The organism is Gemmobacter nanjingensis (genome assembly GCF_014652195.1).
Taxonomy (GTDB): domain Bacteria; phylum Pseudomonadota; class Alphaproteobacteria; order Rhodobacterales; family Rhodobacteraceae; genus Gemmobacter; species Gemmobacter caeni.
Window position 1 is genome coordinate 138,265 of sequence record NZ_BMYI01000008.1, and the last position, 23,595, is coordinate 161,859.

The 23,595-nt window shown below is 65.9% G+C and carries 28 protein-coding genes; 17 read left to right on the forward strand and 11 right to left on the reverse strand.

What is annotated here, in order from left to right; genetic code table 11:
* The first annotated feature begins 75 nt into the window (after nt 1-75).
* Together IE126_RS14160 and IE126_RS14165 are read left to right on the forward strand one after the other, a co-directional pair.
* Nucleotides 76-318: an I78 family peptidase inhibitor gene (locus IE126_RS14160; RefSeq protein WP_229825520.1), complete on the forward strand. Its 243-nt coding sequence runs from the start codon at nt 76-78 to the stop codon at nt 316-318.
* An 18-nt stretch (nt 319-336) separates the two neighbouring features.
* Nucleotides 337-609 (forward strand): I78 family peptidase inhibitor, encoded by a 273-nt coding sequence (locus IE126_RS14165; RefSeq protein WP_189381385.1) that lies wholly within the window; start codon nt 337-339, stop codon nt 607-609.
* 48 nt (nt 610-657) lie between these two features.
* On the opposite strand, the gene IE126_RS14170 is transcribed toward IE126_RS14165, so the two are convergent.
* The 4 genes from IE126_RS14170 to IE126_RS14185 form a co-directional block, all read right to left on the reverse strand.
* Nucleotides 658-1,092: a c-type cytochrome gene (locus tag IE126_RS14170; protein ID WP_189381386.1), complete on the reverse strand. Its 435-nt coding sequence runs from the start codon at nt 1,090-1,092 to the stop codon at nt 658-660.
* A gap of 103 nt (nt 1,093-1,195) precedes the next feature.
* Nucleotides 1,196-2,242, reverse strand: a complete 1,047-nt coding sequence (locus tag IE126_RS14175) for a YeeE/YedE family protein (protein ID WP_189381387.1) — start codon at nt 2,240-2,242, stop codon at nt 1,196-1,198.
* A gap of 65 nt (nt 2,243-2,307) precedes the next feature.
* Complete coding sequence (locus tag IE126_RS14180) at nt 2,308-2,658, reverse strand: ArsR/SmtB family transcription factor (RefSeq protein WP_108130088.1); 351 nt, start codon at nt 2,656-2,658, stop codon at nt 2,308-2,310.
* A gap of 98 nt (nt 2,659-2,756) precedes the next feature.
* Nucleotides 2,757-3,122 carry a thioredoxin domain-containing protein gene (locus tag IE126_RS14185; protein ID WP_108130089.1) on the reverse strand — a complete coding sequence of 122 codons (366 nt, stop codon included), beginning with the start codon at nt 3,120-3,122 and terminating at the stop codon, nt 2,757-2,759.
* A gap of 83 nt (nt 3,123-3,205) precedes the next feature.
* Between IE126_RS14185 and IE126_RS14190 the strand changes: the two genes are divergently transcribed.
* The 11 genes from IE126_RS14190 to IE126_RS14240 all read left to right on the forward strand — a co-directional run bounded on the left by IE126_RS14190 (nt 3,206) and on the right by IE126_RS14240 (nt 13,013).
* Nucleotides 3,206-3,943, forward strand: a complete 738-nt coding sequence (locus tag IE126_RS14190) for a cytochrome c biogenesis CcdA family protein (protein WP_054301268.1) — start codon at nt 3,206-3,208, stop codon at nt 3,941-3,943.
* 11 nt (nt 3,944-3,954) lie between these two features.
* On the forward strand, nt 3,955-4,518 hold the full coding sequence (locus tag IE126_RS14195; protein WP_054301256.1) for a thioredoxin family protein: 564 nt from the start codon (nt 3,955-3,957) through the stop codon (nt 4,516-4,518).
* A 127-nt stretch (nt 4,519-4,645) separates the two neighbouring features.
* A complete protein-coding gene (soxX, locus tag IE126_RS14200; protein ID WP_108130091.1) occupies nt 4,646-5,119 on the forward strand; it encodes a sulfur oxidation c-type cytochrome SoxX in 474 nt (157 codons plus the stop codon).
* Nucleotides 5,120-5,153: 34 nt separating this feature from the next.
* Nucleotides 5,154-5,573: a thiosulfate oxidation carrier protein SoxY gene (soxY, locus tag IE126_RS14205; RefSeq protein ID WP_189381388.1), complete on the forward strand. Its 420-nt coding sequence runs from the start codon at nt 5,154-5,156 to the stop codon at nt 5,571-5,573.
* A gap of 24 nt (nt 5,574-5,597) precedes the next feature.
* Nucleotides 5,598-5,927 (forward strand): thiosulfate oxidation carrier complex protein SoxZ, encoded by a 330-nt coding sequence (gene soxZ / locus IE126_RS14210; RefSeq protein ID WP_054301258.1) that lies wholly within the window; start codon nt 5,598-5,600, stop codon nt 5,925-5,927.
* A 35-nt stretch (nt 5,928-5,962) separates the two neighbouring features.
* Nucleotides 5,963-6,829 carry a sulfur oxidation c-type cytochrome SoxA gene (gene soxA, locus IE126_RS14215; RefSeq protein WP_108130092.1) on the forward strand — a complete coding sequence of 289 codons (867 nt, stop codon included), beginning with the start codon at nt 5,963-5,965 and terminating at the stop codon, nt 6,827-6,829.
* Between the two features lie 121 nt (nt 6,830-6,950).
* On the forward strand, nt 6,951-8,645 hold the full coding sequence (gene soxB, locus IE126_RS14220; RefSeq protein WP_189381389.1) for a thiosulfohydrolase SoxB: 1,695 nt from the start codon (nt 6,951-6,953) through the stop codon (nt 8,643-8,645).
* 38 nt (nt 8,646-8,683) lie between these two features.
* The gene (gene soxC / locus IE126_RS14225) at nt 8,684-9,961 is read left to right on the forward strand and encodes a sulfite dehydrogenase (protein WP_054301270.1); all 1,278 of its coding nucleotides are present in this window, start codon (nt 8,684-8,686) and stop codon (nt 9,959-9,961) included.
* On the forward strand, nt 9,945-11,075 hold the full coding sequence (locus tag IE126_RS14230; RefSeq protein ID WP_189381390.1) for a c-type cytochrome: 1,131 nt from the start codon (nt 9,945-9,947) through the stop codon (nt 11,073-11,075). Before soxC ends, IE126_RS14230 begins: the two co-directional genes overlap by 17 nt.
* 87 nt (nt 11,076-11,162) lie before the next feature.
* Entirely contained in the window at nt 11,163-12,071 is a 909-nt protein-coding gene (locus IE126_RS14235; protein ID WP_229825523.1) for an MBL fold metallo-hydrolase, read from the forward strand.
* Nucleotides 12,072-12,074: 3 nt separating this feature from the next.
* A complete protein-coding gene (locus IE126_RS14240; protein ID WP_189381391.1) occupies nt 12,075-13,013 on the forward strand; it encodes an MBL fold metallo-hydrolase in 939 nt (312 codons plus the stop codon).
* A 2-nt stretch (nt 13,014-13,015) separates the two neighbouring features.
* Here the strand turns inward: IE126_RS14240 and IE126_RS14245 are convergent, their stop codons facing one another.
* From IE126_RS14245 to IE126_RS14265, 5 genes are all read right to left on the reverse strand, one after another.
* The gene (locus IE126_RS14245) at nt 13,016-14,077 is read right to left on the reverse strand and encodes a YeeE/YedE family protein (RefSeq protein WP_054301264.1); all 1,062 of its coding nucleotides are present in this window, start codon (nt 14,075-14,077) and stop codon (nt 13,016-13,018) included.
* A 69-nt stretch (nt 14,078-14,146) separates the two neighbouring features.
* Entirely contained in the window at nt 14,147-15,004 is an 858-nt protein-coding gene (locus tag IE126_RS14250) for an energy transducer TonB family protein (protein ID WP_189381392.1), read from the reverse strand.
* Entirely contained in the window at nt 15,001-15,420 is a 420-nt protein-coding gene (gene exbD / locus IE126_RS14255) for a TonB system transport protein ExbD (RefSeq protein ID WP_189381393.1), read from the reverse strand. Before exbD ends, IE126_RS14250 begins: the two co-directional genes overlap by 4 nt.
* A gap of 3 nt (nt 15,421-15,423) precedes the next feature.
* Nucleotides 15,424-16,335 carry a tonB-system energizer ExbB gene (exbB, locus tag IE126_RS14260; RefSeq protein ID WP_108130585.1) on the reverse strand — a complete coding sequence of 304 codons (912 nt, stop codon included), beginning with the start codon at nt 16,333-16,335 and terminating at the stop codon, nt 15,424-15,426.
* On the reverse strand, nt 16,329-18,410 hold the full coding sequence (locus tag IE126_RS14265) for a TonB-dependent receptor domain-containing protein (RefSeq protein WP_189381394.1): 2,082 nt from the start codon (nt 18,408-18,410) through the stop codon (nt 16,329-16,331). The genes exbB and IE126_RS14265 overlap by 7 nt, the downstream gene beginning before the upstream one ends.
* 249 nt (nt 18,411-18,659) lie before the next feature.
* Between IE126_RS14265 and IE126_RS14270 the strand changes: the two genes are divergently transcribed.
* The 4 genes from IE126_RS14270 to IE126_RS14285 are packed head-to-tail and all read left to right on the forward strand — an operon-like array spanning nt 18,660 to nt 22,393.
* Complete coding sequence (locus tag IE126_RS14270; protein ID WP_189381395.1) at nt 18,660-19,715, forward strand: hemin-degrading factor; 1,056 nt, start codon at nt 18,660-18,662, stop codon at nt 19,713-19,715.
* Nucleotides 19,712-20,548, forward strand: coding sequence for a heme/hemin ABC transporter substrate-binding protein (locus IE126_RS14275; protein WP_189381396.1), 837 nt, complete (start codon nt 19,712-19,714; stop codon nt 20,546-20,548). Before IE126_RS14270 ends, IE126_RS14275 begins: the two co-directional genes overlap by 4 nt.
* Before the next feature lie 2 nt (nt 20,549-20,550).
* A complete protein-coding gene (locus IE126_RS14280; protein WP_108130581.1) occupies nt 20,551-21,609 on the forward strand; it encodes a FecCD family ABC transporter permease in 1,059 nt (352 codons plus the stop codon).
* 1 nt (nt 21,610) lies between these two features.
* Nucleotides 21,611-22,393, forward strand: coding sequence for a heme ABC transporter ATP-binding protein (locus IE126_RS14285; protein ID WP_189381397.1), 783 nt, complete (start codon nt 21,611-21,613; stop codon nt 22,391-22,393).
* Between the two features lie 15 nt (nt 22,394-22,408).
* Here IE126_RS14285 and IE126_RS14290 read toward each other — a convergent pair whose 3' ends face one another.
* Nucleotides 22,409-22,867: an Lrp/AsnC family transcriptional regulator gene (locus IE126_RS14290; protein WP_054304223.1), complete on the reverse strand. Its 459-nt coding sequence runs from the start codon at nt 22,865-22,867 to the stop codon at nt 22,409-22,411.
* Between the two features lie 5 nt (nt 22,868-22,872).
* Nucleotides 22,873-23,592 (reverse strand): sulfate/molybdate ABC transporter ATP-binding protein, encoded by a 720-nt coding sequence (locus IE126_RS14295; protein ID WP_054304224.1) that lies wholly within the window; start codon nt 23,590-23,592, stop codon nt 22,873-22,875.
* Nucleotides 23,593-23,595 lie beyond the last annotated feature (3 nt).

Sequence of the window (23,595 nt, forward strand, 5' to 3'; positions counted from 1 at the left end):
GCCCCCAGGCCCTGCGGCCGATAGCAGCGGTGGGGCTCTTTCGCCAGACTGGAGCGACAGATGAGGACTTGCTTGGTGGGCTGTCTGCTTGTGCTGGCCGGATGCGGCCAGCCCCCCGAAGCGGGGGCGGGCACCTGCGGCGCCGGGCGGCTTGGCGGATGGATCGGGCAGCCCGCCACCGCGCTTGACGAACAGTATCTGCCGGAGGAGCATCGTCTGGTCGAGCCGGGCATGGCGGTGACACAAGACTATCGCCCGAACCGGCTGAATGTCTTGCTGGATCGGCAGGGCCGCATCACGGGCTTCCGCTGCGGCTGAGCCGGAAGGAGAGCGATGATGCGCAAGAGCTTTGGATTTATGGTGCTGGCAGGGGCGCTGGCGGGGTGTGTTCCGGCGGAAACGCCCCCTGCGGCCATTGGCGGCACCTGCGGCGCGGTGAACTGGCAACATCTTCTAGGCCAGCCGCGCACAGCCATCGGGCAGATCACGCATGAAGGCCCGATGCGGGTCATCGAACCCGGCATGGCGGTGACGATGGACTACGCCTCGGGCCGGATGAATGTTCTGCTGACCGAAAATGGACGTATCGAGGCCATCACCTGCGGCTGACACGCCTGCATGAACGCCCGGCCCATGACGGGCCGGGCGGCGCCTTGATCACATCCGATAGGCGGTATGGCAGGCCTTGCATGCGCCGCCGACCCCGGCCATTCCGGCCTTCACCCCGTCGAGCGAGGTTGCATCCAGCGCCCCGGCCGCGGTTTTCAGCGCCTCGGCCTTGGTGACGAAATCATCCCAGTTCGACCAGATCTCCGGCTTGGCCTCGGTTTCCGGGTCGGTCGCATTGGTTTCAAACTTCGCTGCGATCTCGCCCGATGCGGCCAGAATCGCCGCCTTGGCGGCCTCGGCCTTGGCGGCGTCAAAATCGGCCTTCCCACCGGCCATATCGCCCAGCGCCTTCGTGTTGCCGCCGATGGTCTTCATCAGTTCCTGACGGGCTTTCACCGTGGGATCGGTGGCCTCGCCCTCGGCGAAGGCCATGCCGCCGGCAACGATCAGGCCAAGGGTCAGAATGCGCGTGGTCAATTTCATGGTCTGGCTCTCCTAGCTGGAATGCCCCCACTATAAACACGACTTTCAACGACGCGATAACCTTGCGGTGATCGGACGGGCCGGTCACGCGATTGTCAACGTGTCATTCCGGCTCGTATCCCGCGATCAGATGCCGGAGGCCGACCAGCGCACCCAGCGCAATCGCGGCCAGCGTCACGGGGCCGGACCAGGCCAGTGTGGCAAAGGCGCTGACGCCCTGCCCCACCGAACAGCCCAGCGCCACGACACCGCCGATGCCCATGAGCACAGCACCACCGACCTGACGGCCCAGCTCTCGCGGGTCTTCACAGGCCTCCCATTTGAAGAGGCCCCGCAGCGTCGATCCGGCAAGCGCCCCGACCATGACCCCCAGAACCGAGCCGACCGAGAAGGTGATTCCCCCGGCGGTCGAGGTCATCAGGAAAATCAGCGTCCGCCCCACCGGCGCGGTGAAAGAGGCGCTTTCGATCTGCACGGCGCCAAGGCTCGCATCATGCAGCCAGCTTGTGCCGACAAAGCACCAGACGATGGCCAGCCCCGCAGCCACGCCCCAGGCGATCATGCCGGGGCGTTCGCGCAGCGGGCGATGGGCCAGCGCCCAGCCGATGCAGGCCAGCCCCAGAACCGCCGCCGTCACCGCGACGGGCAGCCCGACCCAGCCCTGCAAGGCGACGCCAATGCCCTGCGGCCCGGCCGCCTCGGGTTGCGGGAACAGGGCGACGCGCAAGGGGGCCAGCGGCCCCGACAGGGCAACGAAGCCGAAGATGCCCATGACGACCACGACGACCAGCGACCGCAGGTCGCCACCGCCGAACCGCACCAGAGCCCCAAAGCCGCAGTTCCCGGCCATAGCCATGCCATAGCCGAACACCAGCCCGCCGATGACCGAGGCGAGCGGATTCCAGGCGATGCTGTGGTAATAGGTGGCGGAAAGGTCAATCAGACCGGCCAGCGCACCAAACTGTGTGCCAAGAATCGCGACGCCCAGCACGATGCCCCACAGCCGCAGACGGCGCTGGTCCTTGCCATAGGCCGCACTTTCGAGGGCACCCAGCGTGCAGAAGTCCCCCAGCCGGGCCGCCAGACCCAGCACGGCACCACCCGCCAGACCCACCAGCGCGGCCAGAACCCCATAGGGCAGTTCATCCATCCTCGGTTCCTCCCGTGGTGGTGGCGCGGGTCATGCCCGTCACCTGTCGACTTGGTTTTGCCGCGTCACTCCGGCTTGCAGAAAAGATGGCCCAGAACGCCCAGCATGCGCTCGACCCGCGGATCGAGGATCGAATAGAAGATCGCCTGCCCTTCCCGCCGCGCGCTGACCAGCCCCTCCAGTCGCAGCCGCGCCAGTTGCTGACTGACGACAGCCTGCCGCGAGGACAGCAGGTTTTCAAGTTCGGTCACGCTTTTCGCCCCGGAGGCGAGGTGGCACAGGATGGTCAGCCGCCCGTCATGCCCCAGCGCCTTGAGGAAATTGGCGGCATCCCCGGCCTGCGAAACCAGCCCCTCCAGTGACGGGAGGGGGGATACGCCGTGCTCCTGTTGTTCGCCATCGCGCAACTTCGACATCCCGATCCGCCTGCGCCCTTAATGCCGCCAGCGGGGCGCTATCGCAACAGAATCCCGCAGGAACAGGCACTTTAGCCGCAGGAACCGGGCTTTCGGCCTCAGCCGCCGGGAGGCTCTGCCTGCCGGATCAGCCCGCCCAGAAGCGGCCAGAAGAAATCCTCGCCCGGATAGCCCTCAATCCGCCCGACCTCGACGCCATCGGACAGGAGGACGAAGGTCGGGGTAAACAGCGGCGCGGTCGTGATCCGCACGCCCTCGGGCAGATCGGCGTGCAAATCAATCCGGGTCAGCGGCGCGGCCCGGCCTTCATCGGTCAGCGGATATTCGGGGCCCACCTCCTCGGTCCAGCGGGCGCAATAGATGCAGCCCGGCTGTTCAAACATCAGAAGGCGCAGCCCCGCCACGGCAGGGACGGCCCAGCCGCAGAGCAGCAGAACGGCGGCAACGAGGCCGAAACGAGTCATGTTGACAACCCTATAGTTGCATAGAAATATCCTAATCTGAAAATGCCCTTCCGGGCAAGCGACGCTTCGGGGAGGAGGCGATGCTGATGGATGTGAGTTTCGGCGGGGCCGCACTGGCCGGGTTGCTGGCGTTCTTTTCGCCCTGCATCCTGCCCATGGTGCCTTTCTACTTTAGCTACATGGGCGGCATGTCGGTGGCTGAACTGCGCGGACAGGGCCAGATCGCACCTGGCGCGCAACGGCGGCTGTTCATCTCGGCGCTGTTCTTCGCGTTGGGGGTCACCACCATTTTCGGGCTGATGGGACTCGGCGCTACAGCGGCGGGACAGGCGTTCCGCATGTGGAAGGAATGGCTGACCTATGCTGCGGCAGCGGTGATCTTTGTCTTCGGCCTGCATTTTCTGGGCGTGCTGCGCATCCCCTTCCTGCTGCGCGAAGCGCGGATGGAGAGCAAGGGCGACCCGAAAACCGTGGTCGGTGCCTATGTGATGGGACTTGCCTTCGGCTTTGGCTGGACCGCCTGCGTCGGGCCGGTTCTCGCCTCGATCCTGCTGATCGCCTCGACCAAGGATACGCTGTGGCAGGGCACCGCGCTCGTGCTGACCTTCGGCCTTGCCATGACCTCACCCTTTGTCATCGCCGCCGCCTTCGCGCAGCCCTTCCTCCGCTGGGTGGCACGGCACCGCACCCTGATGGGCTATGTCGAAAAGGTGATGGGGGTGATGCTGCTGGTCTTTGCCATCCTGATCGCCACCAATTCCGTGACCCTCTTGTCGGACTGGCTGATCCGCAATTTCGACTGGTCCGCGACCCTGAAGTAAAGGAGCCTCCCATGCGCCGTATGCTTGCCACTGTCGCCCTTGCGCTGCTGCCGCTGGCCAGCCCTGCCCTTGCGGTGGAGCTTGGTGATGACGGGCTGCACAAGCCCACATGGCTGCGCGAGACCTTCAAGGATCTGCGCGAGGATCTGGCGGAGGCCAATGCCGAAGGCAAGCGCCTGCTGGTCATCGTGGAACAGCGCGGCTGCATCTATTGCACCAAGATGCACGAAGAAGTCTTCCCCGATCCCGCCATAGACGCGCTGATCCGCGATTCCTACTTCGTCGTGCAGATGAACCTGTTCGGCGATGTCGGGGTGACGGATTTCGATGGCACCGTGCTGCCGGAAAAGGACATGGCGGTGCGCTGGGGGGTGATGTTCACGCCCACGATGATCTTCCTTCCCGAACAGGTGCCCGAGGGCCAAACGGCGGCTGAAGCCTCTGTCGCGCTGATGCCCGGCGCTTTCGGCAAGGGCACCACCGAGGCGCTGCTGACCTGGGTGCGGGACCATGGCTATGAAAATGGCGAACATTTCCAGAAATATCTGGCCAGTCGCATGGTTCCGGCCAACTGATCTCCGCTGCGGCGCGGCTTCTGCAATGCAGAGAGATATGAATATTCAAGAATACATATAAATCTATTGCATCCCCGCGCATACCGGCGCTATCGTCCGAGTCAGGGAGAGATCAGGGAGGATCGCAATGACACGCCACCTCGTGCAGGCGACGCTGCTGGCACTGGCCGCCGCGACGCCCGCCTTCAGCGATACCGCGCCGAAGGACGTGGTTTTTGAAGAGGGAGCCGTCGCGCAGTCGCTGACCGGCAAACCGGGCAACCCCGAAGAGGGGGTGAAGGTGATGACGACCAACGCACTGGGCAATTGCGTGGCCTGCCACGTCGTCGGCGCCCTGCCGGATGTGCAGTTCCCCGGAAATATCGCGCCGCCGCTGGATGGCGTCGCCGACCGCTACAGCGAGGCACAGCTCCGTGGCATCGTCGCCAATGCGAAGATGACCTTCGACGGCTCGTTCATGCCCGCCTTCTACAAGACAGATGGCTTCATCCGGCCCGGTGACGGCTACACCGGCAAGGCCGCCGGGGGTGAGTTGCCGCCGATCCTGAACGCCACACAGATCGAGGATGTGGTGGCCTATCTCGTCACTCTGAAAGAGTGACCGGACCGGCCCCGAGAAGTTTGAGGAGATCATGATGAACCTTTCCAGACGCGAAGCCCTGTGGGTCGGTCTCGGCGGGCTTGCGGCCGTGGCGACGCCCGGCGCGGTGCTTGCGGCCACCACGGAAGAGCTGACCAATGCCTTCACCGGCGGCGCGGCCCCCGGTACTGACGGCATTACCCTGACCGCCCCGGAAATCGCCGAGAACGGCAATACCGTTCCGGTTTCCGTCAGCGCCCCCGGCGCGGTGGCGATCATGCTGCTGGCCACCGGCAACCCGGAACCGGCCGTCGCCACCTTCACCTTCGGCCCGGCGGCGGGCAGCCAGATGGCGGCGACCCGTATCCGCCTTGCCAAGACGCAGGATGTTGTGGCGCTGGCAAAAATGGCCGACGGCTCGGTCAAACAGGCGCAGGCCACCGTGAAAGTCACCATCGGCGGCTGTGGCGGCTGAGGCGGGAACAGGAGGAACACGACAATGGCAAATGATGCAAAACCGCGCGTGAAGGTTCCCAAATCGGCCAAGGCGGGCGAGGTGGTCACCATCAAGGCGCTCATCTCGCACAAGATGGAATCGGGGCAGCGCAAGGATGCCGACGGCAAGGTCATTCCGCGCTCGATCATCAATCGCTTCACCTGCGATCTGAACGGCGTGAACGTGATCGACGTGGCCATCGACCCGGCCGTTTCGACGAACCCCTATTTCGAATTCGACGCGAAGGTCGATGCGGCAGGCGAGTTCAAGTTCACCTGGTATGACGACGATGGCTCCGTCTACGAGGACGCGAAGCCCATCGAAGTCGCCTGATCGCGCAGCCACAGAGATTTCGGGGAGGAGAGATCATGCAGCAGCGCAAAGTGACATGGCTGGCCGCCACGGCCCTCGGCCTTGCCCTCACGGGCATGGCGATGGCCGATCCGGCGGAAGACACGCTGTCGGTGGAAACCGATGACGGTACCATCGACTTCGTGACCCAGACCGCAGCACCGGAATTCCTGAAGGGCCATCTGGACACGATCTATTCCGGCTGGCTGTTCCGCGAGGACGAGACGCGGGCGCTTCAGAAAGACGACTTCGACAACCCCGCAATGGTCTTCTATGACCGCGGCGTGGATCGCTGGAACGCCACCATCGGCAAGAACGGCGAGTCCTGCGCCGGTTGCCATCAGGGGCCGGAAAGCATGGCCGGCCTGCGCGCCGTGATGCCGCGCGTCGACGAAAAGTCGGGCAAGTTGATGATCATGGAAGACTACATCAACAACTGCGTGACCGAGCGTATGGGCCTTGAGAAATGGGGCACCACCTCGAACGAGATGAAGGACATGCTGTCGGTCATCTCGATGCAGTCGCGCGGCGAGATCGTCAACGTCAAGATCGACGGCGCCGCAGCCCCGTTCTGGGAAAAGGGCAAGGAAATCTACTACACCCGTTACGGGCAGCTTGAGATGTCCTGCGCCAATTGCCACGAAGACCACTACGGCCAGATGATCCGCGCCGACCACCTGAGCCAGGGGCAGATCAACGGCTTCCCGACCTATCGCCTGAAGGATGCGGGCATGGTCTCCGCCCAGCAGCGTTTCGTCGGCTGCGTCCGCGACACCCGCGCCGAAACCTTCAAGGCCGGTTCGGACGAGTTCAAGGCGCTGGAGCTTTACGTCGCCTCGCGCGGCAACGGGCTTTCGGTCGAGGGCGTTTCCGTCCGTCACTGACCGCTATCCCGCGCCCCTTGCCGGGCGCGGGCATTCGTTTGGCAATTTACCGACAGGGCAACCGGCCTGACGCGCCTTCCGCGCGGCGGTTTCGTTTTGTCCGAAAGCAGGAGAGTGGCGGATGATCACCCGCAGGGAATTCCTTCAGGCGTCAGTGGCGGCCTCGGCGATCTATGGTCTGTCGGGCTTCGGCAACTGGTCGAAACTGGCGGCCCAACAGGCGCTGACCCAGGATCAGCTTTTGCAGTTCGACGATTTCGGCAATGTGACGCTGATCCATGTGACCGACATCCACGCGCAGCTGAAGCCGATCTTCTTCCGCGAGCCCGAGATCAATCTGGGCGTCGGCGACGCGCGCGGGAAGGTGCCGCATGTCACCGGCGCCGATTTCCTGAAGATGTTCAATATTCAGCCCGGCACCCCCGATGCCTATGCCCTGACCTGCGAGGATTTCACCGCGCTGGCCAAGGGCTATGGCCGCATGGGCGGCATGGATCGCGTAGCGACTGTGGTGAAGGCGATCCGCGCCGCACGGCCGGATTCGATCCTGCTGGACGGCGGCGATACCTGGCACGGCTCCATGACCTCGTTCCTGACCAAGGGTCAGGACATGGTGAATGTAATGAACGCGCTTGGCGTCGATGCGATGACGAGCCACTGGGAATGGACCTATGGCACCGACCGCGTGAAAGAGATCGTGGAAAGTCAGCTCAAATTCCCCTTCCTCGGCGCCAATATCTTTGACGCGGAATGGGACGAACCGGCTTTCGAGCCCTACAAGATCTTTGAAAAGGGCGGCCTGCGCATCGCGGTGATCGGGCAGGCCTTCCCCTACATGCCTATCGCCAACCCCGGCTGGATGTTCCCCGAATACAGCTTCGGCATCCGCGAGGAGCGTATGCAGGAAGTGGTGGACAAGGTCCGCGCCGAGGGTGTGGATCTGGTGGTCTGCCTGTCGCACAACGGCTTTGACGTGGATCGCAAGATGACTTCCCGCGTCAAGGGCATCGACGTGATCCTGACTGGCCACACCCATGACGCCGTGCCCGAGCCGGTGATCGTGGGCGACACCATCCTCATCGCCTCCGGCTCCAACGGCAAATTCGTCAGCCGCGTCGATCTGGATGTGCGCGATGGCCGGATGATGGGCTTCCGCCACAAGCTGATCCCGATCTTCTCGGATGTCATCACGCCCGACGCCGAGATGGCCGCGCTGATCGACGCCGAACGCGCGCCCTTCAAGGACCAGCTGGAAGAAAAGATCGGCACCACCGAAAGCCTGCTTTACCGGCGCGGCAATTTCAACGGCTCGTGGGATGACCTGATCTGCGACGCCGTGCGGTCGGAACGGGACGCGCAGATCGCGCTCAGCCCCGGCGTCCGCTGGGGCACCACGCTGCTGCCCGGCGACGCCATCACCCGCGAGGATATCCACAACGTCACCTCGATGACCTACGGCCAGTGCTACCGCACCGAAATGACCGGCGAGACGCTGAAAACGGTGATGGAGGATGTGGCCGACAACCTGTTCAACACCGATCCCTACTATCAGCAGGGCGGCGACATGGTGCGCGTCGGCGGGCTGGCCTATTCCATCGACGTGTCGAAACCGATCGGCAGCCGCATTTCCAACCTCGCGCTGACCGATACGGGCGAGGCCATCGACGCCGCGAAATCCTACACCGTCGCCGGCTGGGCCTCGGTCAATCAGGGCACCGAAGGCCCGCAGATCTGGGATGTGATCGAAAGCCATATCCGCAAGATCGGCACCGTCCGGCTGGAACCCAACACCTCGGTCACCGTGACCGGCATCTGAAGAATCCAAGGAGAGTTCGCACCATGTCTGACGAACAGATGTCCGACGAACCGGCCACCACCAAAGGCCCCTCGCGCCGCGCCTTCCTGCGCAATGGCGCGCTGGCTGGCGCCGGTCTGGTGGCTGGTGGCACCGCCGCCCGCGCTGCCACGCCCGACCCGCTGATTACCGAAGTGCAGGACTGGGCCAGCGCCTTCGGCGACCCGGTGGATGCCGCGCCCTATGGCACGCCCATCCGGTTCGAAAGCCATGTCGTGCGGCGCAATGTCGAATGGCTGACCGAAAGCCCGGTCTCCTCCATCAACTTTACGCCGATTCATGCGCTGGAAGGCACGATCACCCCGCAGGGCTGCGCGTTTGAACGCCACCATTCCGGCGCTATCGAACTGTCGAAAGCCGATTACCGGCTGATGATCAATGGCCTTGTCGATCAGCCGCTCGTCTTCACCTTCGAAGACCTGCTGCGTTTCCCGCGCGCCACCACCACCGCCTTCCTCGAATGCGCGGCGAATGGCGGGATGGAATGGGGCGGCGCGCAGCTTGAGGGCTGCCAGTTCACCCAGGGCATGATTCACAACATGGAATATATCGGCGTGCCGCTGAAGGTGCTGTTGGCCGAGGCGGGGGTGAAGCCCGAAGGCAAGTGGATCTACGCCGAGGGCGCCGATGCTTCGTCCAACGGTCGCTCCATCCCGATGGAAAAGGCGATGGATGACGTCATGGTCGCCTTCTTCGCCAATGGCGAGGCGCTGCGCAAGGAACATGGCTATCCCGTGCGTCTGGTCGTGCCGGGCTGGGAAGGCAACATGTGGGTAAAGTGGCTGCGCCGCATCGGGGTCTATGACGCCGCCGTGGAAAGCCGCGAGGAAACCTCGAAATACACCGATCTGATGCCTGATGGCCGCGCGCGCAAATGGACATGGGTGATGGATGCGAAATCCGTCATCACCACGCCCTCGCCGCAAGCGCCGATCCGCCATGGCAAGGGGCCGCTGGTCATTTCCGGTCTGGCCTGGTCGGGCAATGGCAAGGTCACCAAGGTTGACGTTTCGCTGGACGGCGGGCGCAACTGGCAGGAGGCCCGCATCACCGGCGAGGCCCGCAGCAAGGCGCTGACCCGCTTTCATCTGGACATCGACTGGGACGGGTCGGAACTGTTCCTGCAATCCCGCGCCACCGACGAGACCGGCTATGTCCAGCCCACCAAGAACGCGCTGCGCGACATTCGCGGGCTGAACAATGTCTATCACAACAACGGTATCCAGACCTGGTGGGTCAAGGCCGACGGGGAGGTCGAGAATGTCGAAATCGCGTAACCTGCTGATCGGCTCGGCGCTTGCGCTTTCGACGCTGGCCGGTCCGGCGATGGCTGACAAGCTGGGCCTTGGCCGCCCTGCCCTGCCCGAAGAGATTTCCGCATGGGACGTAGCGGTGCTGCCCGATGGCACCGGCCTGCGCCCCGGCTCGGGCAATGTGGAAACCGGCGAGGAGGTCTTTGCCGAGAAATGCGCTGCCTGCCATGGCGAATTTGCCGAAGGTCTGGACAGCTGGCCGGTGCTGGCCGGGGGCGAAGGCAGCCTGACTGACCGCCGCCCGGTCAAGACCATCGGCAGCTACTGGCCGCATCTGTCCACCGTTTACGACTATATCCACCGCTCCATGCCCTTCGGCGCGGCGCAGACGGTCAGCGTGGATGAAACCTATGCCATCGTCGCTTTCCTGCTGTATTCCAATGGCCTGGTGGAGGATGACTTCGCCCTGTCGAACAAAAACTTCACTGAGGTCGTGCTGCCGAATGCCGATGGCTTCTATCCCGACGACCGGCCGGAAAGCGAATATCCGAAGTTCCGCGCGGAAGCCTGCATGACCAATTGCGCCGAAGGGGCGCCCAAGGTCACCAAGCGTGCGGTGGAACTGAACGTGACACCGACCGACCCCGACGGCAAACCGGCGGGCACCCTGCCCGACATCGTGGCGGCCGCTGCCGAGGCGAGCGCCGAAGCCGCCGCGACCGAAACCCCGGCAGAAGCCACGCCCGAGGCGGAACCAGAACCGGCACCCGAGGCGGCACCCGCCGATCAGGCTGCCGCACCGGCCGCCGGTCCCCACCCGGAGCTGATCGCCGCAGGCGAAAAGGTGTTCAAGAAATGCGCCGCCTGCCACAAGGTCGGGGAAGGCGCCAAGAACGGCACTGGCCCCATGCTGAACAATGTGGTCGGCCATCCGGCGGGCAAGGTGGAGGGTTTCAAATACTCCAAACCCCTGCTGGCCATGGCGGAAGAAGGGCTGGTCTGGGATGAAGCCGCTCTGCATCACCTGCTGGAGAACCCGAAGGCCTTCATCAAGGGCACCAAGATGTCCTTCGCGGGGCTGAAGAAGGAAGAGGATCGCGCGGCGGTCATCGCCTACCTGTCCACCTTCGCTCAGTAACCTCCCTGTGGCGCGGCCTCTCCCCGCGCCATCCCTGCCGCAGCGGGCCTGACCCTGCTGCGGCTTTCTCGCACAACGGAGCGTGCCATGATCAGCCGTCGATCCCTGATGACTCTCGCCGCCGCCGCCGTGACCGCGCCACTGGCGCCGCGTCGCCTTTGGGCGGGCAATACACTGACCCTGGGCGGCATGCAGATCGACACGCTGTCCGACGGGTTCCTGACCCTGGCCGGCAGCTTTCTGCTCGACGGCGCCCCGCCGGAAGCCACCGATATTCTGACGCGCTACGGCATCGGCACCGACCAGATGACACCACCCTGCAACGTGACGCTGCTGCGCGACGCTGACAGGGTGGTGTTGTTCGATGTGGGCGCGGGCCATGATTTCATGCCCTCCGCCGGCAAGCTGGCCGAGGCCTTCGACACGCTGGGCATCACGCCCGAGGACATCACCCATGTGCTGTTCACCCACGGCCACCCCGATCACCTCTGGGGCCTGCTGGATGAATTCGACGACCCGATCTTCCCCAATGCGGAATTTGTCATGGGGCAGGCCGAATTCGATTACTGGACCGATCCCGAGACGGTGAACACCATCGGCGCCGCCCGCACCACCTTTGCCGTGGGCGCCGCGCGGCGGCTGGGGGTGATCGCCGATCAGATCCGTCTCATCGCCGACGGCGACGAGGTGCTGCCCGGCATCGCCGCCCATCTGACGCCCGGCCATACCCCCGGCCATATCGCCTATGAACTGCGTTCCGGCAGCGAGGGGGTGCTGATCGCGGGCGATGCCATCGGCAACCACCATATCGCCTTCGAACGGCCCGACTGGCATTCCGGCTCAGATCAGGATGCCGAAACCGCCGCCGCGACCCGGCTGCGGCTGCTGGACCGGCTGGCGTCCGAACAGATGCCGCTGATCGGCTTCCACCTGCCCGGCGGCGGCATCGGCCGGGCCGAGCGCACGGACGGCACCTATCGCTTCGTCGAAAGCTGAGCCATGCGCGCGCTTGCCCTGCTGCTGATCGCCAGCCCCGCCCTCGCGTCCGAGGACATCCCGGATCAATACCCACAATCGGTGCTTTACGCGAAGCCGGTCGAGGTAATCCCGCATGTCTTCACCGCCACCGGCGCCACGGCACCGCCGACCTATGAGAACGCAGGCCATAACAACAACCTGAGCTTCATCGTCACCGGCGACGGGGTGATCGTGGTGAACTCTGGCGCGTCGTGGAAACTGGCCGAGGCGCTGCATGCCGAAATCCGTGCCGTGACCGACCAGCCGGTGAAGCTGGTCATCGTCGAAAACGGTCAGGGCCACGCCATGCTGGGCAACGGCTATTGGGTGGCGCAGGGCGTGCCGATCCTCGCACATGAGGAAGCGGCGGCCGAATTTGCCGACGGTGCGGCACAGGATCTGGCAGCACTGCAACGCTATGCCCGCGAGAATGCCGAAGCCACGGTGATCGCCGCCCCGACCGAAACCTTCACCGACCGCAAGACCATCGAAATGGGCGGCGTCACGGTAGAGGTGCTTCACCTTGGCCCCGCCCACAGCCCCGGCGACACCCAGGTCTGGCTACCGCAATGGGGCATGATGATCGCGGGCGACATCGCCTTTCACGAACGGATGCCGCCGATCTTTGAGGGCACCTGCACCGCCTGCTGGATCGAGACATGGGAGACGAAGCTGGAACCGCTCGCCCCCACCTACGTCATTCCAGGCCACGGCCACCCGACCAATCTGGCGCAAGTGCGCCGCTATACGCGCGATTATCTGGTGGATTTGCGGGCGAAGATCGCCACGCATCTGGAGGAAGGCGGCGATCTGGCCGGCGCCTATTACGTCGACCAGTCGCGGTGGGCGCATCTCGACACGTTCGGGGAACTGGCGACCAAGAACGCCGGTGTGGTCTTTGCCGAGATGGAGTTCGAATAGCCTCAGGCCGCCACGCGGCCCCGTGGCTGATCGACCACGACATCGGTGATCGCCGCGCCGATCCACATGCACAGAAGGGCGAGCCAGGCGGTCGCGGCAAAGATCGAGCCGCCGGTGACGCCCGCGCCGATGGCGCAACCGCCCGCCAGCATGGCGCCAAACCCCATCAGCACCGCGCCGAACATCGACCGGCGCATCTGGCTTTCGCCATCGAAGCCCTGAAAATGCAGCTCCCCCTTCAGCGCGGCGGACAACAGCGCCCCCAGAAATACCCCCGGTATCAGCCCGATGTCGAAATCGAGTGCCGGGTTCTCGGTCAGGAAGAACATCAGCATATTGGCTGAGGGGCCGGAAAAGGTGGCCGAGGTCACGCTGAGGGGTTCGAACGCCGCCTGTGACAGGCTGAAGGTCAGCACCCAGCCCAATGCCACGGCAAATCCCACGCCCGAGGCAAAGACCAGCCGTGACCAGCCCAGCGCGTTGCGCGCCGCCAGCCACAGCGCCAGCACCGCGATGACGAGGCCCAGCGCCAGCCCGGTGCCCTCGGGCAGGGACAGCGCGGCGATCAGATCGACATTCCGCCCACCCGGCGTGACCCAAAGCCCCGCGAGCCACTGCCGCAGCGGCGCCAGCCAGCCGTGCAGGGCCATCTGCGCCACGACGGCAAAGATCAGCCCCGACACCACCGACCGCAGGTTCCCCGTCGCCGCCAGCACAAGCAGCCGCCCGGAACAACCGCGCGCCAACACCATACCCGCGCCGAACATCAGCCCGCCGATGACCGCGCCGGACCATGATCCTGTCACCGCCATCATCCGCGCATCCTCGGGCCGGAACAGGCCCAGAAGGCGCGCGCCCTGCACCCAGATCACGGCAGTGGAAAAGGTCAGCAGCCAGACCGACATGCGCGGCCCCAGCCGTCCGCGTGCAAACTCCACCGTCGCGGCGCGCAGGCAGAACGAGGACCGCTGCGCCGCGACACCGAAAACCACGCCGGTCAGCAGGCCGAACAGAAGCGCCAGGTGAGATTCCTCGATCCTGTCCAGCAGCCAGACGATATCCATGCGCGATTCTCCTTTGCGGGACGATGCCACAAAGGCGAGGCGCAGAGCATTGATCCAGGTCAGACGGGATCAGCGCCCGGTGAACTCGAAGGAAAAGTTCGTCTTGGCCCCGGCGGGAGGCGCCGGGAAGGGGGCGGCCCGGCGGATATGATCCAGCGCGATCCGGTCCAGCGCGGCGGAGCCGGAACTGCGCACCACCTTGACCATGCCCAGACCGCCATTGCCGGAAACGGAAAAGCCAACCAGCACCGTGCCGCGTTCGGGCGATTTTGCCTTTCGCGTCTGGCGCACCTTTTTCATCACCTTGCCCGGATAATCCGCAGCCGCCCGCTTGCCCGATCCGCTTGAGGCAGCGGCGGCTTTCGCCGGGGCGGCAGAGGGCGCGGCAGCCGATGCGGCCTGTACGGTTTTCTTTTTGGCCTTCTTCGGGGCCTTTTTCTGCTCGACAGGTTTCTTCTTCGGCGGCTCCGGTTTCGGCGGTGGCGTGATTTCGGCAACCGCCTCGGGCGGCGGCGGTGGCGGGACCTCCACCTGTTCCGGCGGTGCGTCGGCCTCCGACACGTCGGGCACCTCGGCCAGGTCCGCCGGATCGGGCGGCGCATCTTCCGTCATCGGCAGATCAGGGAGCGTCTCGGCCAGCGGCGCGGGGTCGGCCATATCGGGGGCTTCAACCGGCACCTCCGGCGCGGGCTCGCTATAGGCCCCAAGCTCCATCGCGGGAGGCGCCATGATCAGGGCGATGGCATCCTCCTGCTCGCCCATCGCCTCGCCCGAAGGCTGCACCGCCATGGCCAGCGCGGCCAGCGCCGAAACCATCAGCGCCACGACCGAGGCCGAAGCCAGCCAGCCCAGCGCCGCCGTGCGGCGCGGCGGCTGGCTCGCGAAGTGCAGGACGGGGCAGCGCGGCTGCGGGGCAAGCGGCATCATGGGCGTGGGCCTCCTTCCAGACCGACCAGCGCGACCTTCAGATAGCCCGCAGCCCGCAGGGCATCGAGCAGGCGCATAAGGTCGCCATATGGAATGCTGCTGTCCGCGCGCAGCAGGACCGGCGCAGCACGGTTGCCGTTACTGACGCGGTCCAGCGCGGGGCCAAGACCCGCCGCCGATACGGTGGCTTCGCCCAGCCGCAGGTCGCCTTCGCGCGTCAGGGTCAGCCACAGCGGCTCCTCCTCGCGCTCACGGGGGGGGGCGCTGCTGGCAGGCAGGTTCACCGGCACGTCAACGGTGGACAGCGGCGCCGCGACCATGAAGACGATCAGCAGAACCAGCATGACGTCAATGAAGGGCGTCACGTTGATGTCGGCGATCTCGTCCTCGTCACGGCTGCCACTGGAAAACGCCATGGCTCAGGCCCCCCTGCCCTGCGCCACCGCCCGGTCGAGCGCGCGGCTTTGCAGCGCCTCAAGCGCCGCGGCAAGGTCGGTCATCCGGTGGCGGTATCCCGCAAGCCGCCGCGACAACAGATTATGGATCAACACCGCAGGAATGGCTGCCGCCAGCCCGATGGCCGTGGCCAGCAACGCCTCGGCAATGCCCGGTGCCACGACGGCAAGGCTGGTGGTGCCGCTGTCGGCGATGGCGATGAAGGAATTCATGATGCCGAACACCGTGCCGAACAGCCCGATGAAAGGGGCTGTGGCGGCGATGGAGCCAAGAACGCCGGTGCCCGCCCGCAGGCGCAGCGCGGCGCCCGCCTCGATCCGTTCCAGCAGCAGCCGGGTCCGGTCGCGCGTGCCGGTCAGCAGGGCCGGATCATCCAGCGCCAGCGCCATTTCCTGTGCGGCGGCGCGCGCCATTTCCGCACCGGGGCCACGGGTGCCGTCCATGGCGCGGGCCGCTTCGTCCAGCGTGGTGGCATTGCCCACCAGCCTCAGCGCCTGGGCCAGCCGACGCCGGGCAAGCGCGAATTCGACGGTCTTGTGCAGCCAGACGGTCAGCGCCACCAGCGCGGCGAACGCCAGCAACGCCATGACGGCCTGCACCAGCCAGTGCGCCTGGGACACGATGGTCACCAGATCCCCGTGCCCGCCGGCCGGCGCCGGGCTGACCGGCGCAACGGCGGCGGTATCCGGCGCCGGGGCGGCCGCAGCCCCGGCACCGGGTTCGGCCTGCGGCAACCCTGCCCGGTCCAGAGGATCGGACAAGGGGGCCACGGGCTGCGCCGGTGGCTCTGCCAGCCCCGAGCCAAGGGGAGACGTCTGCCCGAAAGCAGGGCCCGCCAGAAGCGCCAGAACCAGCAGAAGCCGCGCGGTTACCATGTGAACGCCTTGCTGATCGACAGTTTCGCGTTCCGTCCCGGCGCCGCATCCAGCGACAGGTTGTTGCGATAGCTTTGGTCGAACACGTTCTCGACCGCGAAGTTCACATCCATCCCGGCAAGGACACCGCTGTCCGGCGTCCAGGTGACGAAGATGTCATGCGTGTCATAGGCCCCGGCCGAGGTGGTGGCGGAAGAGGTGGTGATCCCGTCGAAGTAGTAGCCGCGCCAGCCAAGCACCAGATTGTGCTCGGGCAGTTTGGCACCCAGCGTCAGCGCAACATTTTCGGCAGGCGTGTCGGCCAGAGTCAGACCAGTCGCCGAATCCTTCGATTTCACATGGCTCCAGGCCAGGCTCCCGAACCAGCGCTCCGCGTCATAGGCCGCCTCCAGTTCGGCGCCCCAGATCTTTGCCGCCGCGATATTGCGGTAATACGGTGTTCCGGGGGTGGAATCACGCGCGATAAGGTTGGTCAGGTCATTGTGGAAGGCGGTGGCTTTCAGTTGCAGGCTGTCGCCCTCTGACAGCAGGTTCTGGCGCTGGAAGGTGAAGCCCAGCTCCACCGTCTCGGCCTCTTCCTTGTCCAGGTTCAGACTCGGAGTTTCCCCGGCGGAATAGCTGTAAAGCTCGTCCAGCGTCGGCATCCGCTCGGTCCGGGCCCAGGTGCCGAAGACGCCCCATTGTTCATTGATCTCGTAAAGCACCGAAAGCTTGGGTGAGACGGCGGTATCGTCCGCGGCACTTGCCCCCGCCGCAACCGAGGCCGCCGACGGCGTGCGCTGGCCGAAATCGGCGCGCAGGCCCGGCATGATGGTCAGGCGGTCGTTCCAGGTGAATTCACCCTGCACATAGACGCCGGTCTTGCGGTCTGTACCTTCGGGGTGGAAGCCCAGCGCGCCGACCGACGAGGTGGCGACGCGCTTCTGTTCCGACACCTGGACGCCGAAAGTGACGAAGTTGTCCCAGTTGCCCGCCGAAAGCTCGGCGGTGTTTTCCACCCGCAGCGTCGTGGTCTGATAGGCGAAATCACTGTCACACAGCACCTGCATCGTGCCCGGCGCACACATGAACCCGAACGAGAAGTTGCGCTTCTTCGCCGTGGTATCGGTGTAGGAAAGCTGCACCGTCAGATCGAGGAACGGGTTGTCGGCAAAACCGTGATGCCAGGTCAGCGTGGCGGTATCGTCGATGGTGTGCACATCGGCGGTGCCAAAGCCCGCCATCGCCGCGCCGCCGGTCTGCGCCACCGCCGTATCGTCAAGATCGCTGTCGGTGCGCGAGAAAGACAGGGTGACGCTTTGCTCATCGCCCTCGCCGAGGTTGAACTTGCCTTTCACAAGGCCCGACATCGCCTCGTGTTCGGTGCCTTGCAGCGCATTGCCAGCACCGTCCTTCATCTGCCCGCCGCGCGAGCTGTTCAGCGCGCCAAGAAATTCGGCATTGCCGCGCCGGGTGGCCCAGATCAGCCCCAGCCGCGAGCTGTCACCGTTGGAGCCATAGCCCGCCTTGAAGCGCAGGGCATTGTTTTCCTCTGCCGTCAGGAAATCCGACGCATCCTTGGTGGTGAAGGACACCACGCCACCGATCGTGCCCGAGCCATAAAGCGTGGACGAGGCCGGGCCGCGCAGCACTTCGACCCGCTTGAAAAGTTCCGGGTCGCCGAAGAACGAGCCCATGCGATATTGTTCAAAGAACTTCGGGGCACCATCCACGACGACCTTGATCCGCTCTTCCGAAGCGGTCTGTTCGGTATTGCCGATACCGCGAATGTTGAACGACTGGCCCATGGGCCGGGCCGAAGCCCCGGTGGCCTGCACCCCCGGCACCCCCTTGAACAGGTCACCCACACTCAGGGGCTGGGCGCGGTCGATGTCCTGCTGTTCGATCACGCTGACGGCCTGCGGGGTGTCAATGGCCACCTTCGCCGTGCCGGTGCCAAGGATAATGCGGCCAAGCATCTGGAAGAAACCGCCCGCCTCGGTGGCATCCTGTGCGGCGGCGGGTTGGGCGGTCAGCGCCATTGCGGTGGCGGCGGTCATGAGAAGTGCGCGTCTTGCGCGGGTGTGAATAGGCATGGCTGTCCCTTCGGTGACATTCTTGTTTTTGAAGGGCTGGCCGTGGTCGTTTCCACTGCTGGCGGCGCAGGGTCGGAAAATCCGACTTGATCTGTCAGTTTTTGGCTTCTAGAAATGCCGAGTGTAATTGTCAAGTATCCTCTTCCGGCTGCCTGACACCAAATCGCGCCCCAGCCCGGCCCTTGGGTTTCACCCGGCCTCCGCCAGACATGCGCCCCGTCCAGATTCGCATGACGAAAGGATGCCGCCATGGCCGACGGCCAGACACTGCCCCTTGATGCCCCCGCCATCCGTGCCCTGCGCGCGGAATCTCCCAAGACCCGCGCCCGCGATTTCGCGGCGGCGCACGGTCTGACCGAAGCGGCGCTGGTCGCTGCCCATATCGGCCATGGCACGGTCGCCTTTGATGCGACGCCCGACCGGCTGTTCCCGCTGATCCGCGATCTTGGCGATGTGCTGGCGCTGACGCGGAACGAAAGCTGCGTGCATGAACGGCGCGGCACCTACAGCGACTATCGTGGCGGCCCGCATGCTGCCATGGTGCTGGACCCGGAAATCGACATGCGGATCTTCCCGTCGCACTGGCTGCATGGTTTCGCGGTCGAGGAAACCGCCGCGGATGGCACGGTCAAGCGCAGCCTTCAGGTCTTTGATGCGGCAGGCGATGCGGTTCACAAGGTGCATCTGAAGCCTGAATCGGATGCGGCGGCCTTTGCCCGTCTGGTCGATGCGCTGCGCCTGCCCGAACAGCAGGCCGAGCGGAGCTATGAGGCCCGCAAGCCGGTTGAACCGGCGAAATCCGCCCCCGACCGCGCGGCCGCCCTGCGCGCCGACTGGGACCGCATGACCGACACCCACCAGTTTCTGAAACTGGTCAAAGCACAGAAGATGAATCGTCTGGGCGCCTATCGCGTGGCCGGGGCGCCTTATGCCGTGGCGCTGGAGCCGCGTGCGGTGACGGAAACGCTGACCCGCGCCGCAGAAGAGCGCGTGCCGGTGATGATCTTCGTGGGCAACATGGGCTGCATCCAGATCCATGGCGGCCCGATCGAGCGGGTGGTGCCGATGGGGCCGTGGATCAACGTCATGGACCCGCGCTTCAACCTGCATCTGCGCAGCGACCATATCGCCGAGGTCTGGTGCGTGAACAAGCCCACCCGCACCGGCGCCGCGATCAGCATCGAGGCTTTTGACGCCGAAGGCGGGCTGATCCTGCAAATCTTTGGCTATCGCAAGGATACCCCGGCAGATGCGTGGAACGCGCTGGCCCATTCGCTGCCGCGTCTGGAAGCGGTGCCGGCATGAAGGCTCTGACGCTGTCTGCACTGCTTCTGGCCAGCCCCGCGCTGGCCGGGGGCGAGCGGGTCATCACGCTTGGCGGCTCCGTCACGGAAATCGCCGTGGCGCTGGGCGCGCAGGACCGGCTGGTGGCGCGCGACACCACCTCGAACTTCCCGCCCGAGATCGAGGCTTTGCCCGATGTCGGCTACATCCGCGCGCTGTCAGCCGAAGGGGTGCTGTCGCTCGACCCTGACCTGATCGTGGCCGAAGGTGATGCCGGGCCGCAGCAGGCGGTGGATGTGCTGAAGGCGGCGGGTGTGCCCTTCGTGCTGGTGCCCGAAGACCCCACGCCGCAGGGGATAGCCGACAAGATCACCGCCGTCGCCGCCGCGCTGGACATGCCCGAGGCCGGTGCTGCGCTCGCGGCACAGGTGCAGGACGGGCTGGCCGCCGCCGAAGCCCGCGCCGCCGCCGTGACCGACCGCAAGCGTGTGCTGTTCATCCTGTCGCTGCAAGGCGGGCGGATCATGGCGGGTGGTGAAGGCACCGAGGCGGAGGGTATCATCCGTCTCGCGGGCGGTGAAAATGCCGCGACCGGATTTCAGGGCTACAAGCAGATCGCGGACGAGGCTGTCCTGACCGCCGCGCCCGATCTGATCCTGATGATGGCGCGCGAGGGGGATCTGTCCATCGCCGATGCCGATATCCTGGCCCATCCCGCGCTGGCCGAAACCCCGGCCGCGCGCAATGGGGCGCTGGTACGGATGGACGGGATGCTGCTTCTGGGCTTCGGTCCCCGCACGCCCGAGGCAGCCCGCGCACTGTATGACGCGCTGTACGGCCAGGCAGAGGGCTGAGGATGGTGGCCCTCTCCCCCGTCGCCCATGGCCTCGCCCGTCCTGACCCGCGCCGCGTTACCTTGCTGCTGGCGCTTGGCACGCTGTTGCTGGCCCTGTTGTCGCTGGGCACCGGCGCGGCGGGGCTTGGCCCGACCGAGCTTCTGTCGGCGCTGACCGGCGAAGGGCTGGACCGGCGCGCGCAGGTGATCCTGTGGGACATCCGGCTGCCGCGTCTGGCGCTGGGATTGATGGTTGGCGCCGCGCTGGCGGTGTCAGGCGCGCTGATGCAGGGGCTGTTCCGCAATCCGCTGGCCGATCCGGGTATCGTCGGCGTCGGCGCGGGCGCGGGGCTGGGGGCGGTGCTGGCCATCGTGCTGGGCGGGCTGTTGCCCGCCGGGGTCGCCGCCTTTGTCGGCGCGCATCTGGTGCCGCTGGCGGCCTTTCTGGGCGGCTGGGTCGCCACGCTGCTGCTTTACCGGGTCGCCACGCGCGGCGGGCGCACCTCGGTTGCCACCATGCTGCTGGCCGGGATCGCGCTGGGGGCGCTGGCAGGCGCGCTGACCGGCATCCTCGTCTATCTGGCTGACGACCGGCAATTGCGCGATCTGACCTTCTGGGGCATGGGTTCGCTCGCCGGGGCAAGCTGGCCCCGCATCGGCGCCAGCCTGCCGCTGATCCTGCCGGTTCTGGTGCTGTCGCCGCTGCTCGCACGCGGGCTGAACGCGCTGGCACTGGGCGAGGCGCAGGCTGCCCATATGGGCATTGCCGTCGAGCGGGTGAAGCGCTTCGCCATCCTTGGCGTCGCCGCAGCGGCGGGCGCGGCGGTCGCGGTGGCGGGCGGCATCGGCTTTGTCGGCATCGTGGTGCCGCATCTGCTGCGCCTGCTGGGCGGGCCGGATCACCGCCATATCCTGCCACAGGCCGCGCTGCTGGGCGGCGGGCTGCTGGTCGGCGCCGATATGATCGCGCGCAGCCTCGTGGCCCCGGCCGAACTGCCCATCGGCATCGTGACGGCCTGCCTCGGCGCGCCGGTCTTCCTGTGGATTTTGCTGCGCCGCAAGGGCGGGATGGGGTTATAGGATGCTGGAAACCCAAGACCTTCATGTCACGCTGGGACGGCGCGAGATCCTGCGCGGGCTGGACTTCACCGCCAGCCCCGGCACCGTTACCGCCATCATCGGGCCGAACGGATCGGGCAAAACCACCCTTCTGCGTGCCCTGACCGGCGAGGTGCCCTATCGCGGGCGTGTAAACCTGAACGGGCATGACATCGCCCGCACACCTGGGCCAAAGCTGGCCGGGTTCCGCGCGGTTCTGGCGCAGGAAACCCATGTCGCCTTTCCCTTCACCGCAGCCGAGATCGTGCGGCTGGGGCTGGAGGCCGGGATCGGTGCGCATGACCCGACCCTGCCCGAGCGCCTGCTGACCGAAGTCGACCTGCCCGGCTATGGCCCCCGCCCCTATCACGACCTGTCAGGGGGCGAACAGGCGCGGGTGCAACTGGCCCGCGTTCTGGCGCAGGCCCGCCAGCCGGTCACGCCGTCAGGCCCCGGCTGGCTGATGCTGGACGAACCCGTCGCCAGCCTCGACATCGCGCATCAGCTTCTGGTGATGCGGCTGGCGCAGCGGTTTGCCCGCGCGGGCGGCGGGGTGATCATGGTGCTACATGACCTCAACCTGACAGCCATGGTGGCGGACCGGGTGCTGCTGATGGCGGGCGGGAGGCTGGCTGCACAGGGCGCCCCGGCAGAGGTTCTGGCCGATACGGTGCTGCAAACCGCCTTTGGCTGCGCCATCCGCGCCAATACCGCACCGGCAGAGAGGCCATGGGTCTTGCCGCAATCGGTGCTGACCGGAGCCTGACCCCGCGACGCGCAGTCAGGCCTCCGGGATCGGCAGCACGTCTCGGCGGCGCAATGTCTCCATCACAAAGCGGGAAATGATGGCGCGCAGGCGGACGGTCTGCGTCAGTTCCTGGTAGAAACGATCAAAGGCCGCCATATCAGGCACCACGACACGCAGCATGTAATCCATCGACCCGCCCAGACGATGAACCTCCATCACCTCGGGACGGGGATCGAGGGCGGCCAGAAACTCTGCCCGCCATTCATCACTGTGTTCGATGGCGGCAATTTCGACAAAGACCGTCAGCCCCAGCCCGACGCGCGCCGGATCGACCAATGCGACCCGGCCCGTGATGATGCCTGCCGCCTCCAGCTTCTGCACCCGTTTCCAGCAGGGGGTCTGTGACAGACCAACCTGATGGGCAAGCCGGGCCAGCGACTGGCTCGCGTCGCGCTGCAGTTCGGTCAGGATCTGGCGGTCGATCCGGTCCATCGCGGTCAGGCGGCGATGAAATCGCGGACGAAGGCTGTGGCGGGACGGGCACGGATATCCTGTGGTCGCCCGACCTGTTCGATCCGGCCCATCGACATGACGACGACCAGATCGGCCAGCTCCATCGCCTCTTCCTGATCATGCGTCACGAAGACCGAAGTCAGCCCCGTCGCATCGTGAATGTCGCGCAGTCCCTGTCGAAGTTCCTTGCGAACCCGCGCGTCCAGTGCCCCGAAAGGTTCGTCCAGCAACAACATGCGCGGCTCGATGGCCAGCGCACGGGCCAGCGCCACCCGCTGCCGCTGCCCGCCCGACAGTTGCGCAGGATAGCGCGCAGCGATGTCAGGCAACTGAATCAGGTCGAGCAGGCGTTGCACCCGGCGTGCGATTTCCGCCGCGGGGGGCCGCGTGGCACGGGGACGGGCCTTCAGGCCATAGGCGATATTCTCGAACACCGTCATGTGCCGGAACAGCGCGTAGGACTGGAACACGAACCCGGCCCGCCGCTCCTGCACTGTCAGCCCGGTGGCATCCTCGCCGTCAAACAGAACCCGACCGGAATTGGGGTATTCCAGCCCCCCCAGAATGCGCAGCAGGGTAGTCTTGCCCGATCCCGAAGGCCCGAGCAGCGCCACCAGCGCCCCCGAGGGGATGGACAGGCTGACCGGATGCAGCGCGGCGGTGGTGCCGAAGCTTTTGGCGATTTCGTCGATCTCGATATGCATGGC

What these genes read in the sequence shown, in the direction of transcription:
- IE126_RS14230 (WP_189381390.1), top strand. Translation starts at nt 9,945, where the DNA reads ATGTCGAAATCGCGTAACCTGCTGATCGGCTCGGCGCTTGCGCTTTCG.
- IE126_RS14245 (WP_054301264.1), bottom strand. Translation starts at nt 14,077, where the DNA reads ATGGATATCGTCTGGCTGCTGGACAGGATCGAGGAATCTCACCTGGCG.
- soxC (WP_054301270.1), top strand. Translation starts at nt 8,684, where the DNA reads ATGTCCGACGAACCGGCCACCACCAAAGGCCCCTCGCGCCGCGCCTTC.
- IE126_RS14285 (WP_189381397.1), top strand. Translation starts at nt 21,611, where the DNA reads ATGCTGGAAACCCAAGACCTTCATGTCACGCTGGGACGGCGCGAGATC.
- IE126_RS14170 (WP_189381386.1), bottom strand. Translation starts at nt 1,092, where the DNA reads ATGAAATTGACCACGCGCATTCTGACCCTTGGCCTGATCGTTGCCGGC.
- IE126_RS14280 (WP_108130581.1), top strand. Translation starts at nt 20,551, where the DNA reads ATGGTGGCCCTCTCCCCCGTCGCCCATGGCCTCGCCCGTCCTGACCCG.
- IE126_RS14250 (WP_189381392.1), bottom strand. Translation starts at nt 15,004, where the DNA reads ATGATGCCGCTTGCCCCGCAGCCGCGCTGCCCCGTCCTGCACTTCGCG.
- soxZ (WP_054301258.1), top strand. Translation starts at nt 5,598, where the DNA reads ATGGCAAATGATGCAAAACCGCGCGTGAAGGTTCCCAAATCGGCCAAG.
- IE126_RS14270 (WP_189381395.1), top strand. Translation starts at nt 18,660, where the DNA reads ATGGCCGACGGCCAGACACTGCCCCTTGATGCCCCCGCCATCCGTGCC.
- soxY (WP_189381388.1), top strand. Translation starts at nt 5,154, where the DNA reads ATGAACCTTTCCAGACGCGAAGCCCTGTGGGTCGGTCTCGGCGGGCTT.
- IE126_RS14295 (WP_054304224.1), bottom strand. Translation starts at nt 23,592, where the DNA reads ATGCATATCGAGATCGACGAAATCGCCAAAAGCTTCGGCACCACCGCC.
- IE126_RS14185 (WP_108130089.1), bottom strand. Translation starts at nt 3,122, where the DNA reads ATGACTCGTTTCGGCCTCGTTGCCGCCGTTCTGCTGCTCTGCGGCTGG.
- IE126_RS14265 (WP_189381394.1), bottom strand. Translation starts at nt 18,410, where the DNA reads ATGCCTATTCACACCCGCGCAAGACGCGCACTTCTCATGACCGCCGCC.
- soxA (WP_108130092.1), top strand. Translation starts at nt 5,963, where the DNA reads ATGCAGCAGCGCAAAGTGACATGGCTGGCCGCCACGGCCCTCGGCCTT.
- exbD (WP_189381393.1), bottom strand. Translation starts at nt 15,420, where the DNA reads ATGGCGTTTTCCAGTGGCAGCCGTGACGAGGACGAGATCGCCGACATC.
- soxB (WP_189381389.1), top strand. Translation starts at nt 6,951, where the DNA reads ATGATCACCCGCAGGGAATTCCTTCAGGCGTCAGTGGCGGCCTCGGCG.
- IE126_RS14165 (WP_189381385.1), top strand. Translation starts at nt 337, where the DNA reads ATGCGCAAGAGCTTTGGATTTATGGTGCTGGCAGGGGCGCTGGCGGGG.
- IE126_RS14180 (WP_108130088.1), bottom strand. Translation starts at nt 2,658, where the DNA reads ATGTCGAAGTTGCGCGATGGCGAACAACAGGAGCACGGCGTATCCCCC.
- IE126_RS14240 (WP_189381391.1), top strand. Translation starts at nt 12,075, where the DNA reads ATGCGCGCGCTTGCCCTGCTGCTGATCGCCAGCCCCGCCCTCGCGTCC.
- exbB (WP_108130585.1), bottom strand. Translation starts at nt 16,335, where the DNA reads ATGGTAACCGCGCGGCTTCTGCTGGTTCTGGCGCTTCTGGCGGGCCCT.
- IE126_RS14175 (WP_189381387.1), bottom strand. Translation starts at nt 2,242, where the DNA reads ATGGATGAACTGCCCTATGGGGTTCTGGCCGCGCTGGTGGGTCTGGCG.
- soxX (WP_108130091.1), top strand. Translation starts at nt 4,646, where the DNA reads ATGACACGCCACCTCGTGCAGGCGACGCTGCTGGCACTGGCCGCCGCG.
- IE126_RS14290 (WP_054304223.1), bottom strand. Translation starts at nt 22,867, where the DNA reads ATGGACCGGATCGACCGCCAGATCCTGACCGAACTGCAGCGCGACGCG.
- IE126_RS14275 (WP_189381396.1), top strand. Translation starts at nt 19,712, where the DNA reads ATGAAGGCTCTGACGCTGTCTGCACTGCTTCTGGCCAGCCCCGCGCTG.
- IE126_RS14235 (WP_229825523.1), top strand. Translation starts at nt 11,163, where the DNA reads ATGATCAGCCGTCGATCCCTGATGACTCTCGCCGCCGCCGCCGTGACC.
- IE126_RS14195 (WP_054301256.1), top strand. Translation starts at nt 3,955, where the DNA reads ATGCGCCGTATGCTTGCCACTGTCGCCCTTGCGCTGCTGCCGCTGGCC.